The following is a 12,497-nucleotide window of genomic DNA, read 5'->3' as shown; positions in this document are numbered from 1 at the left end:
CTTTTTCATGGCCGCTGTCGCAGATCCTGGAAGTACGGCTTGTCCTTCGGCACCCGGTCCGAGGCCCTCGGAGCATTGCCCGCACTGGAGTCCTGGCGCTCGACATACCAGTAGCAATGCTTGACCGCGCGGGTGATGCCCACGTAGGCCAGGCGCAGGATCTCGTCTTTCTGGGCACTGTCGTAGGGCGTGGCGTCGCCGTCCTTGCCCAGCCCGGCCATGCGATACACCTGGTTCTTGTAGGGTGAGCTGCTCAGGTGCTGGCAATCGCCCAGCAGGAACACCACGTCCGCCTGCAGCCCCTTGGCGCTGTGATAGGTCAGTTGCTTGAGCCGGCGCGCCGCCAACGGCAAGCTAGAATCAACATTAACTATTTTTGAAATACTGTTTTCAATCAATAACTTATCGATACTTTTTCGAAACAACATCAAGATCGAATCGCCCTGCCGATAGTGCTCCGCCAAACGCTGGGCCAAGCCCTCGTCGTCCCGGTCCAGCACCTGCACCGGCCATGACTCGCGGGCCTCGCCGCTGGCCTTGGCCTTTTTCCCGGCGATGGCCGGGGTCGCGCGGACGATGTGCTCGGCGGCATCGATCACATGCTGATGGCTGCGGTAGTTCTCGCTGAGCATGACCCGGGTGGTGCTCGGCGAAACGAACTCTTTGTTGAACTCGATGAAGTAGCGCGGCGAGCTGCCACGCCAACCATAGATCGACTGCCAGTCATCACCCACGCATAACAGCGAGGAATGCTGCGCCCCTCGCCCCAGGTGCAGCGCTGCGCCTCGGCGGCGGATCTCGCCGAGGCTGGCCTTGATCCAGGAGACGATCTGCGGCGAAACGTCCTGGAACTCGTCGATCATCAGGTGCGACATCGGTCTCAGGCAGGCGTCGGCCAACAGCTTGAAGTTTTCCGGCGAACGCTCGCTGAACAGGGCGAACATGCGGTTGTAGGTCATGATCGGTGGCGACTGGTCCAGCAGATGATCTTCCAGGGCGCGCCAGAACAGGCTCAGGGCCTCGAAGAAATACCGATCCGGGTCGTCCTGGGCGAAGCTCATGCGGCCCACGGCGTCGCCCACATCCAGCCCCAGGTTCTCGATGAACCCGGCGGCGGCGACGAAACAATCCAGCAGCGGCGCCGAGGCCAGCTCGCCCTTGACCCGGTAATCGAAGCCAGGGCCGGCACTGGCCTGGGCCGAAAAAGCGCCGAGGGCGCGCTTTGAATCTTCGTAACTATCAAGCCAAATCAAGGGCTTACGGCAGAAAGCTTGAAACAGGGTGCGCTTTACCGCCCACTCCGCGCGGACGCTCAGCTTGGCCCCGGGACGGGTGATCTGCGGGTTTTCCCGTGGGTCGAAACCCAGCACCACCCAAGCATCGAGCTCTGCGCAGTAACCGTGGCAATGGAACTGCGCGCCGTTGATCTCGAAGCGCTGGCGCTTGGGTTCGATGCCCTTGATCGGCCAGGCCCCGGCCCTGAACCACAGGTCCTCGAGGGTGTCGCACAGTTCTTCGTCGCGCTTGGCCGCCAGTTCGGTAACGGCCATGCGCTTTTGCACATCCGGATGGTCACGCTCCAGCTCCTTGAGTTGCAGGGCGTGGCGCACCAGCGGTTTCAAGGCCAGGCGAAAGCGCTCGTCGCTGTTGTACAGCGCCTGGTAGCAGGCGTTGAGGTGCTGGCGCTGGGCATCGTTGATGCGCAGGTCGAAGGGGTTGCTGTCCACCTCGGCATCGAGGCCCGGCTGCCGTTCGCTGAGGTTCTCGAACGCCTGCAGCCGTTCGAACCCCGGCAAGCTGCGGACCATGGGCAGGATTCGCGAATGGAAGGTGCGCACCAGCTCCCGGGCCTGCCGGGCATCCAGTTGCCGCCCCCACAGGGCGAATACCTGGATCAGCTTGGCGATGAAATCCTTGCGCGACTCGCGGGTGAAGGTCACCACGGTCATGGAGTCCAGCTCGAATCCCAGGTAGTGATGGAGCAACAGCAGGCGCAGCACCAGCGAGGTCGACTTGCCGGCCCCGGCCCCGGCGATCACCGCAGTGGCCGGAGTGTCGCTGAAGATCATCTTCCATTGCGCGGCGCTGGGCTGGGCCTCGGGCGCCAGCAAGCGCGCGACATCGGCCTTGAAGCGCTTCTTCAGCTCGGCCCCCAAGGGCAGGCGCCAATCGTCGAACAACCGGTCGTCGACGCCAGGGGGCCGATGCTCGGTATCGCGGCTGTCGCGGATCAGCAACACCTGGCGCCCCTCCTCCAGGCCTTCGAGGCGCCCCTCGCGGTAGCCGTACTCCACGCCCGCAGTATGGCCACTGCGAAAGCCATCGGCCTGGCCGTGCAGCCAGGAAGCCCGATGCTGGGCTCGCAGGCGGGTCAGGCCGTGGCCGAAGAAGCGCGCCGCCAGGCGCTTGAACAACGACATCTGGGCCAGGGGCATGAGCTCGGGGGGCAGATCGGGGGTGTGTTGCGACACGCGGACTCCAGGGTGTGGTGCTTGAGCGGTAATGGTCGCCGGATTTTCTCGGAGCATCCAGCGAATTGCTTGCAGGTCATTAACTTAAGCGATGAACCGAAGGTTTGACACCAGCTTTTGGCCCGATAAAGCATCTAATTTATCGATTTGATAAAGGCACTTTTTGCGCTTTTTATCGATTAATGACTGATAGAAGATGCACGCCATCAACCCACGGCTATCGTCCTTGGCCAGGTGCAACGTGCCATGACGAGCCTTGATCAGGAGACGATCATGCTTGAACTCAGACCCTTCAGCTCCCTGGGCGGCGCCAACCACGGCTGGCTGGATGCCCATCATCACTTTTCCTTCGCCGAGTACTACGACCCCGAGCGCATGCACTGGGGCAACCTGCGGGTCTGGAACGACGATGTGATCGCCCCCGGCACCGGCTTCCCGCAGCATCCGCACCGGGACATGGAGATCATCACCTATGTGCGCGAAGGCGCCATCAGCCACCAGGACAACCTGGGCAACAAGGGGCGTACCGAGGCTGGCGACGTGCAGGTGATGAGTGCCGGCACCGGCATTGCCCACAGCGAGTACAACCTGGAAGACACTCCCACCAAGATCTTCCAGATCTGGATCATCCCCAACCAGGCCGGTTCTGCACCGTCCTGGGGCGCCAAGCCGTTTCCCAAGGGCCAGCGCGAAGGCTTCGTGACCCTGGCCAGCGGCAAGGACGGCGATGTGGAGAGCCTGCGCATCCGTGCCGATGCGCGGTTGGTGGCAGCCAACCTCAAGGCCGGTGAAAGCGCCGAGTACCACCTGGACAACGGCCGCCGGGCCTACCTGGTGCCGGCCACCGGGGTCATCGAGATCAATGGCTTGCGCGCCGAAGCTCGCGACGGCGTGGCCGTGCAGGATGAACGGGTGCTACGGGTAACCGCAGTACAGGACAGCGAGATCGTCCTGGTGGACCTGGCCTGAGACCGGGCACGGCACAGCGGCAAATAAAAAGGGGCGACCATGATGGTCGCCCCTTTTTCATTGCCGGCAATCGCCTGATCAGTTGCCGCTGATGGCGCCATCCACCAGGGTCTGGGCTTCCTGCACCAGTTGCTTGAGGTGATCGTCGCCGATGAAGCTTTCGGCGTAGATCTTGTAGATGTCCTCGGTGCCCGACGGTCGTGCGGCGAACCAGCCGTTCTCGGTCATCACCTTCAAGCCGCCAATGGCCTGGTCGTTGCCCGGAGCGTGGCTGAGGATCTGCTGGATGGGCTCGCCCGCCAGCTCGGTGGAGGTCACCTGCTGTGGCGACAGCTTGCTCAGCAACGCTTTCTGTTGCGGGTTGGCCTTGGCATCGACCCGTATCGAGAACGGCTCGCCCAGCTCATCGCACAATGCACGATAGGCCTGGCTCGGATCGCGGCCCGTGCGGGCGGTCATTTCCGCCGCCAGCAACGCTGGGATCAGGCCGTCCTTGTCGGTGCACCACACCCCGCCATCCCGACGCAGGAACGAAGCACCCGCGCTTTCTTCGCCACCAAAGCCCAGGGAACCGTCGAACAAGCCGTCGGCAAACCACTTGAAGCCCACCGGCACTTCATACAGGCGCCGGCCCAGGCGGGCCGCCACACGGTCGATCAGGCCACTGCTGACCACGGTCTTGCCCACTGCGGCATCGGCGCGCCATTGCGGACGATTCTGGAACAGGTAGTCGATGGATACCGCCAGGTAGTTGTTCGGTGCCAGCAGGCCCCCGCTGGGGGTGACGATGCCGTGGCGGTCGTGGTCCGGGTCGCAGGCGAAGGCCACGTCGAAGCGCTCCTTCAGGCCGATCAGGCCCTGCATGGCGTGGCTGGAGGATGGGTCCATGCGGATCTGCCCGTCCCAGTCCACCGACATGAAGCGGAAAGTGGCGTCGACTTCACGGTTCACCACGTCCAGGTCCAGCTGGTAGTGCTCGGCGATCGCCGACCAGTAGCGCACCCCCGCTCCACCCAGCGGATCCACGCCCAGGCGCAGCTTGGCGTTGCGGATGGCCTCCAGGTCGATGACGTTGACCAGGTCGGCGACATAGCTGTTGAGGTAGTCGTGGCGATGGGTAGTGTCGGCCTTCAGCGCCTGCTCATGGCTGATGCGCTTGACCCCGGCGAGTCGGGCCGCCAGCAGTTCGTTGGCCTTGGCCTCGATCCACTTGGTGATATGGGTATCGGCCGGGCCGCCGTTGGTGGGGTTGTACTTGAAGCCACCGCTTTGTGGCGGGTTGTGCGACGGCGTAATGACGATGCCGTCCGCCAGGCCCGAGGTGCGACCGCGGTTGTAGCAGAGGATGGCGTGGGACACCGCCGGCGTCGGGGTGTATTCGTCGCCAGCGGCGATCATCACGGTCACGCCGTTGGCCGCCAGCACTTCCAGGGCGCTGGCCCCGGCCGGGGTGGAAAGGGCGTGGGTATCGATCCCCAGGAACAGCGGGCCATCGATGCCCTGGGCTTCGCGGTACAGGCAGATGGCCTGGCTGATGGCCAGGACGTGCCATTCATTGAAACTCAGGTCGAACGAACTGCCACGGTGCCCGGAGGTACCGAAGGCCACGCGCTGGGTTGGAACCGATGCATCGGGCTGACCGGTGTAGTACGCCGTCACCAGTCGCGGGATGTCGACCAACAATTGCGTGGGTGCCGGTTTGCCCGCAAAAGGACTGAGAGTCATGCAAAACCTCAAAAAAAGGATGGTTCGGAAATGCCGCGCAGTTTACTGGCAGTTCGACCATTGCGCGACGGAATCTATCCCGGAATCGACAGCAAGATTTATCGACGGGCATACGCCAGCAATACCGGCCAAGTGCGGCATGCCAGGGGAAGGTGGGAAGGGAAAAGCACCAGGCCCCGCGACTGGGGGCCTGGGATCGGGTCAGACCGGCTCGACCTGCAAGGCGACTCGTTCGCGGCATGGGCATTCGTCCATGTAGCGGTGCGCCTGGACGAACTCGCTGAACGGGAACACCCGGGTCTTGAGCGGCAGCAATACCCGGTCGGCGGTCAACTGGTTGATGTCGCGCAGGGCGCGCTGCAGCGCCACCTGGTCCTGGCTGATGCCCAGCTCGGGCTTGCCGGTGAAGTTGCCGATGCAGTGCACGAAGAACTGGATGTTCTTCTGGAACGCCGCGCAAGCCGGGAACGGTGTCTGGTTGCCGCCCTGCAGGCCGTACAGCACCAGGCTGCCACGGGGCGCCAGGACATCGCCGAGCATCGACATCTGCGGCCCGCCGAGGCCATCGAAGACCACGTCGACCCCACGACTGTCGGTGAGCTTGTTGACCTGCAGCAGCAGGTCCTGCTCCTCGGTGACTATGACTTTTTCCGCCCCCAGGGACAGCAGGTATTCACGCTCCTCGGCATTCTTGGTGACCGCGATCACCCTTGCGCCCAAGGCCTTGCCCAGTTGCACGAAGGCCGGTCCGGCGCAGTGGCTGGCATCGGTGACCAGGGCGAACTGCCCGGGCTTGACCCGGGCCAGGTCGGCGTAGGCGAAATAGGCGATCAGCAACGGCGTGTAGTGTACCGCCGCCTCGATCGGGCTCAAGACCTCCGGATAACGAGTCAGGGCCGAGCGCGGCAAGACGATCTGCTCGCCATACACCGGATAGTCGTTGGGACTCTCGGCGGGGAAACTGGCGACCTTGTCGCCCACCGCCAGGTCCTCGACCCCATCGCCCACGGCGGTGACCACGCCGGCCATCTCGTGGCCCAGGCCGGAAGGCAGCCGGGCATGGGAGGAAGCCAGGTTCTGCCGCCAGAGCACGTCATACCAACTGATACCGATGGCTTCGACTCGTACCTGCACTTCGCCTGGCGCAGGCAACGAGGCCGCATGCTCTTCGCACTTGAGCACCTCGGCCGCTCCAAACTTGTGAAAACGAATCGTGCGGGACATCGCAAACCTCGTCAAAAAATAACCTCTAATGCCGCGGACTTTATCCGGGCTTTGCAAGCAAGACTATCAGTGCCTATTAATAGTCGACATGCCTGTCATCGATTCCGTGCCCTTGAAAATCGGGGCTGGGCGGGCTGCGAGCCGCCTGCCAGGCAATTAGCCGGTGCAGAGTAGCAGCCTTTACCCGTAAGATTCACGCCGGCCATTGTTTCGATATGGCCGCTCCAGTCAAGTTCGCTGAATCTGCCAGGACTCCAGATGAATCGTAATGACCTGCGTCGTGTCGACCTGAATCTGTTGATCGTGTTCGAAACATTGATGCACGAACGCAGTGTGACCCGCGCCGCCGAGAAACTGTTCCTTGGCCAGCCCGCCATCAGCGCGGCCCTGTCGCGCCTGCGCAATCTGTTCGACGACCCACTGTTCGTACGTACCGGCCGCAGCATGGAGCCCACAGCCCGGGCGACGGAGATCTTCGCCCTGCTGTCCCCGGCCCTGGACTCGATCTCCACCGCCGTGAGCCGCGCCGCCGAGTTCGACCCAGCCACCAGCAATGCGGTATTTCGCATCGGCCTGTCCGACGACGTCGAGTTCGCCCTGCTGCCGATGCTGCTCAAGCGCCTGCGCGCCGAAGCCCCGGGCATCGTGCTGGTGGTGCGCCGGGCCAACTACCTGCTGATGCCCTCGCTGCTGGCTTCCGGGGAGATTTCCATCGGCGTCAGCTACACCACCGACCTGCCGGCCAACGCCAAGCGCAAGGTCCTGCGCCGCAGCATGCCCAAGCTGCTGCGCGCCGACACCGTGCCCGGTCCCCTGGGCCTGGACGACTTCTGCGCCCGCCCCCACGCCCTGGTGTCGTTCGCCGGCGACCTGAGCGGCTTCATCGATGAAGAGCTGGAAAAACTCGGGCGCAAGCGCCACGTCGTGCTCGCGGTGCCGCAGTTCAACGGCCTGAGCACCCTGTTGGCCGGCACCGATATCCTCGCCACCGTCCCCGACTACACCGCCGAGGCCCTCACCGCCGCCGGCGGCGTACGCGCCGAGGACCCGCCCCTGCCGGTGCGCAGCTTCGAAATGCACATGGCCTGGCGCGGCTCCCAGGACAACGACCCGGGCGAGCGCTGGTTGCGCTCACGGATCCAGATGTTCTTCGGCGACCCGGATAGTCTTTAGGCGTCGTCTGACAGACTGTTTAGCTGATCATTTCTGGCTTTTCATAGGCCACGGAGATCCATTCACTTCCAGACGATTGCTACATTGGGGGCATATCTGAGGGCATGCTTTGGATGGTTTGAGAAGGATGCCCCCACCAGAAATGTTGGTGGTGATGGAAGGATACTGCTTCGCGGATACATCGCAGGGCAGCACCTACCTCCCTCACCGGCTCTCCAGCACCTGCTTGCCCACCCCATAAGCCGTCCCGCTGATCCCCAGAAAAATCAACCAGGTCGGATCGAACACCGGATAGCTCAACTGCTGCTGTACATGGAAGATTCCCACCACCACCAGCAGGATATTCACCACCACCGCCTGGTAGCGATGCAGTTGCTTGCGCTCATCGAAGCCGGTTAGAAGGTCGTACCAGAACCCACGACTCGGCACATAGCCGCGGCCGCTCGGGGCATTGCGGTCGGTGATCCAGGACAGTCCTGCCGTGCCGATACTGATGCCGAGCAAGACCAGCAGCGATCCATCTATCCGGCGCAGATCCCCATACAACAGCCACAGGAACAGCCCAGTGGCGACGGCGAAGGTGAACCACAATGCCATTTGGGTGCGACTAAGGCTGAAGGACGCGCGCACGGGTTTCCAGTCGTGCTTGAGCAGCGCCAGGCCAAAGCATGTGGCATCGACGTCCGCCGTCTCGAGCGGCTCGCCAGCGAGTGCCTTGCTGGCCAGGTCGTCGTAGCGCAGGACATCGGTTCCGTCGTAGCCGGGGTATTCCTTGAGGTACTGGTTTCGTGTCGTATCGTCCGGAAACTGCGCCAGCCTGGTCCGGAGCTTGCGGGCTTCTTTCCACCACGGTGGGATCGTCGAGTCCGGCTCGTCACGCAGGGTGTCCGTCGCCCTGCCGACATACACGATGGCGGCGATGGCCAGCACGACCAGCAAAAGCGCCAGCGCTAGCCTGGGTCCGGTGGTGATGCTCACCGATGTGGCCTGACCACGCGATGGAATCAATGTCAGCGCGGCATCGTTGCTGGACCATCCGAGTGCCGCATACAGGTCCGTCGGGTCGAACAGAGCCCCGTCGGCATACAGCATGGACCACAGGCGCTGGGTTTCCGGTCCCTGGCGGATCCGGAACCTGAGCTGGACATATTGATCAACCGTTTCGGAGGCGATCAGCAAGGCATCGCTGGGTAAGGGTACGCCATTGAGATACAGCACGAATGCCCCGCTTAACGCTCCCTGCGACGTCTGCAAGGCGGTGAACGCCATTTTGTCCACGGCAATGATTAAGTCGCCGGTGCCGACTAGCGGACGAGCGTCGCTACCCAGGTTGGCGCAAGCCGGATTGTGGTTGCTTTCTCCCGTCCTGAGTGTCGCGTTCTTTTTGTCGTCCGGTCTGCTTTCGAAAAGTCCTGAATCCCTCACTGCTATGCATTGTGTCACCAGTTGCGGCGTTTCCATGCCTGACGCGCCGGAGGCACACAGATTCAGTGCCAACAGTGCGCCTATGAGTCGCCACGAAGTTTTCATCATCGCAATCGCCCTCTTCTTTCGATAAACCGCAGCTCAATGCGTCCGCTGCTGCTCAGTCCCTGTGCCGCACCTCAACCGTTTATGGATATTGGTGGCGATACCGAGATGATCCTGGCCTGGACCTCATGCAACCCACGCAACGCGTCTTCGCTTGCGGCGGTGTCGGGCGACAGCGGGTCGGCCCCGAAGAGCCAGTCCAGGTCCAGGGTGTTGTTGAAACTGTGGAGAGCGCTGTCATCTTTGGTCAGCGAAGTCGCAAGCATCGCGACCTCCAGCCAGAGTTCACGGTCCAGCCCGTCCTTGAATTTCGCCGGCTCGACAGTCATGACCAGTCCCTGCATCGCGTACGCGCCCCACGGAGTTCCGAGCCATTGAGCGACCATCGCCTGCCGCTTACCGTTGCGGTCGACAGCCCACGCTCCGAGGCTCTGGACGTTCCCGGCATCATCGATAATGAGATCCGCGCCGAACGTAGCCCACTCGCCGACAGACGTGCTCTTCAATTCCAGCACACCGGCCTCGCTGGTCTTCGATCTCTCGGGACGCAGGCCCAAGCGAAGCTCCACCAGTCTGGAACGTGCCTCTGGATTGGCAACCAGCCGCAGATTCAGAGACAGCAGCGTTCGTGTCCCGGGCGTCGGCGGTATGGCGATACCCGGTGCAACCAGGTCCAGATAACCAAACTTGTATTGATCTGGTATGCCCACGACCCCCCGGCCAAGAATGACGGCCGGGGTCTCGAATTCGATCACCCGCACCCGCCCGTTTTTGACGTCAGGCACGACGCCCGAAATCCCCTGGAGGCTGTTGGAACCGAGCAGGTACAGTGCCGTCGGCCGCTCCAGCGGCCGCCCGAGGCCTGCACGCATCTCGCTGAACAACACGGCAAGATGACGCTGGGTGTGGGTTGGGAATGGCTGCATCCCTTGAGCAGGTCTGAGCCAGACGCGCTCGCTGGCAAACTTCCTCCCGTTGAACGTCAATACGCCGTTCTCTAGGTGCGCCTGCAAATCCTTGACCTGCCAGGCCTTGCCCATTTTCAGTGGGCTGTCATCTGCAACAAAAACGCTGGCGAAGTTGCGGTTGGTTCTTGCCCAGTGCATCGATGTGCTCTGGCTGAGGCTGATTTCGCACGTCCACTGGAGTTCATCCTGCGCAACGACCTTCACGTCGGCAAAGCCATGAGCGGATGGCAATGTCCATTCGATACTTGCCAGCAATTTCGGGGCGTTGCCGGCGCCTCGTTCCTCGGCCGTCGGCGGCACCAGGAAAACCGAAAGCAATGCTCGCCGTTCGTTCATTGGCACATGCAGCAACGCGCATTGGCAGCCGGTGATGCCCTTGGTCGTGGGCAGGCGCAGCAATGACATGCGCTGTTCCCCGGTCGCAGTCATGTCAAGTATCCGCCAATCCAGGGTGACCTCCCATGGCGTTGTGGACATGCCGATTTCAACAAGGTCCATCGCGCCGCCCTCTGAGCCAATAGAGAGCGTGCCTTGCATGCCAGGCAGTTGAATCCAGCAGTTGCGGGTCATGTCCGGCGGGTTCAGCCAGTCGATGCTACTGACCAGCCAGTGCGGATGAAGGTAGCGCCGCAAGCCGACACTGAGGAAATGTTCCTCCAGTTCGAGTGACTGCATGGCCGGTACGCCGTTGGCATCGACCTCCAGGCTCACCGGATCGAGCACCAGCGCCGTATTCGGGAATGCCGGTGCCGCGACCGCGTCGGATTCAAAGGTAAGGCCGATCGGCCCCTCGACGGAGAGCATCGCGCTCTTACCCTTGGCTTCGTCGTAGGCTTCGTAGGCAAGGCGGGGATCGCGGCCGATTTCTTTGCGTATGTCAGCAGCGTGGACAACCCCGTTGGCACCAGTGGACATGGCATATCCGACGCCCGAGCGAACCTCGGCGATCACGCGATCCGCCAGCCCGCCATGGGCGAAGGGCCGTTCCTGGAGAATGGCCATCAGCGGAGGCGTTCGTGCCTCGCCCTCCTCCGGCGACTGGGTCAGTGGAATCAGGGCGCGCAACTGTGGCCGGGTCAACTCGATGCGAGTCGCTTCGGCAAGCATCGCCACACGCAGCCAGGCGCCTTCGAGGTCGTTGGACCACGCCTGGCACTGCCCGTCAGCCTCACGCAGCAACGCGGCGCAGTAACGAGAATGCAGGGTGAAGCGATGGCGGAACACGGTAGCCGAGGGTTTGTCCCAATGAACGGTGTGCAGGATGGTGCTGGCCGGCGCGGGCAGCAGATTGATCGTGGACGACTGACCATCCCTGTCGCGCCCGGCGAAGGCCTGTGTCTCGAAGTTGGCCAACTGACTGTTGCCGGTGAGCAAACGCGAAGCGCGACCGGGCTTTTCGACCTTGAAGTCGTTCTCCTTGGGATTGATCCAGGCGTAGATCGGCCGACCGTCGAAGCGCCAGCGTTGGGTCAGAATGGTGATCGCGCCCAGTTGCCGCCATTGCCATGCCCTGGCGTAGGAGGGATCAGCCTTGAGCACATAGCTGCGCGCGGTACCGGCTGCCTCATAGTGGATATCGGAGCGGGCCAGTTTTTTCCATTCTTCAAGGGGCGCCGACAACACCTGCATACTTTCGATCAGTACTCTTGCGCCATCGAACACCACGAGGTCGCCATTCCTGCCTATGGCCAATGTCTCCAGGCGGCTGTCGAGCACTCCCGACTTCGCGCTGAACAGTCCGGATTCGACTTGTGGTCTCGCGAACAACTGGACACAAGTGCCAGCGGGGATCTGCAATGATTTACCGTCAAATGAAAGTGCCTGGCCGGCGTTCATGGCGAAGCTGGTGACGTTCAGGGAGTGCCGACATTTCTCGTTCACCTGTTTCAGGATATCTTTAATGCGCCCCTTATCGAGTAGCGTACCCAGACCGGTTCCAAGACTCGCGAGGATCTCGCCCAGTGATGGAATTTCCATCTGATACACCGCCTGGGGTTTGAGCTCCGGCCGCTGACTCAGTCGTTCAGTGGAATCCATCAGCCCATCCAGTACCACCACGTCCAGGCGCACACTGCTTACTGCGGGATCGAGCAGTGCGTCCAGTAATTTGCCAAGCTCCAGATCGCGCGAACGGTCGATGTTGGCGGCTTCGAGCAGACACAGGAAGGGTTCGATTTGTTTGTCGTCCGCCAGGCCCGTAAACACTTCATGGCGAAGGGCCGGATTGGCGATCCAGCGCACGAAGTCGCTGTAGGGCACTCGTGGGAAATTCACGTCGAGGGTGGCGGCTCTACCGAAAGGAGCCCGCCATCCCTCGCCTGCGAGCCCCGTGAATGGCGCCCCAGCAGGGGCAGGTTCTCCACTTTCGGCCCCTGCTCCGTGGCCCCCTCTTCCGAGGCGGCTGGGTCAGGGAACCTGACGGGGGCCAAGTCCGGGG

Annotated in this window: 7 protein-coding genes; 2 read left to right on the top strand and 5 right to left on the bottom strand. The window is 62.5% G+C overall.

Translation table 11 applies throughout. From position 1 onward, the window contains the following. Positions 1 to 5 precede the first annotated feature (5 nt). The gene (locus ACK6AU_RS22285; RefSeq protein ID WP_409301407.1) at positions 6 to 2,471 is read right to left on the bottom strand and encodes a UvrD-helicase domain-containing protein; all 2,466 of its coding nucleotides are present in this window, start codon (positions 2,469 to 2,471) and stop codon (positions 6 to 8) included. Between the two features lie 273 nt (positions 2,472 to 2,744). Here ACK6AU_RS22285 and ACK6AU_RS22280 point away from each other — a divergent pair, with 273 nt between their 5' ends. Then, positions 2,745 to 3,440, top strand: coding sequence for a pirin family protein (locus ACK6AU_RS22280; protein ID WP_185698799.1), 696 nt, complete (start codon positions 2,745 to 2,747; stop codon positions 3,438 to 3,440). 78 nt (positions 3,441 to 3,518) lie between these two features. Here the strand turns inward: ACK6AU_RS22280 and pgm are convergent, their stop codons facing one another. Beyond that, a complete protein-coding gene (gene pgm, locus ACK6AU_RS22275; RefSeq protein WP_409301405.1) occupies positions 3,519 to 5,165 on the bottom strand; it encodes a phosphoglucomutase (alpha-D-glucose-1,6-bisphosphate-dependent) in 1,647 nt (548 codons plus the stop codon). A gap of 201 nt (positions 5,166 to 5,366) precedes the next feature. After that, the gene (locus tag ACK6AU_RS22270) at positions 5,367 to 6,389 is read right to left on the bottom strand and encodes a zinc-dependent alcohol dehydrogenase family protein (RefSeq protein ID WP_185698797.1); all 1,023 of its coding nucleotides are present in this window, start codon (positions 6,387 to 6,389) and stop codon (positions 5,367 to 5,369) included. 258 nt (positions 6,390 to 6,647) lie between these two features. On the opposite strand from ACK6AU_RS22270, the gene ACK6AU_RS22265 reads away from it, so the two are divergent. Then, complete coding sequence (locus ACK6AU_RS22265; RefSeq protein WP_260497959.1) at positions 6,648 to 7,562, top strand: LysR family transcriptional regulator; 915 nt, start codon at positions 6,648 to 6,650, stop codon at positions 7,560 to 7,562. 204 nt (positions 7,563 to 7,766) lie between these two features. Here the strand turns inward: ACK6AU_RS22265 and ACK6AU_RS22260 are convergent, their stop codons facing one another. Next, positions 7,767 to 9,059 carry a hypothetical protein gene (locus ACK6AU_RS22260; RefSeq protein ID WP_409301402.1) on the bottom strand — a complete coding sequence of 431 codons (1,293 nt, stop codon included), beginning with the start codon at positions 9,057 to 9,059 and terminating at the stop codon, positions 7,767 to 7,769. Between the two features lie 107 nt (positions 9,060 to 9,166). After that, on the bottom strand, positions 9,167 to 12,319 hold the full coding sequence (locus ACK6AU_RS22255) for a hypothetical protein (protein ID WP_409301400.1): 3,153 nt from the start codon (positions 12,317 to 12,319) through the stop codon (positions 9,167 to 9,169). Between the last annotated feature and the right edge of the window lie 178 nt (positions 12,320 to 12,497).

It is taken from the genome of Pseudomonas sp. KCJK8993 (genome assembly GCF_046230915.1).
GTDB lineage: Bacteria > Pseudomonadota > Gammaproteobacteria > Pseudomonadales > Pseudomonadaceae > Aquipseudomonas > Aquipseudomonas piscis.
The sequence above is the reverse complement of the archived record's forward strand: the minus strand, read 5'-3'. Positions and strand labels throughout refer to the sequence as shown.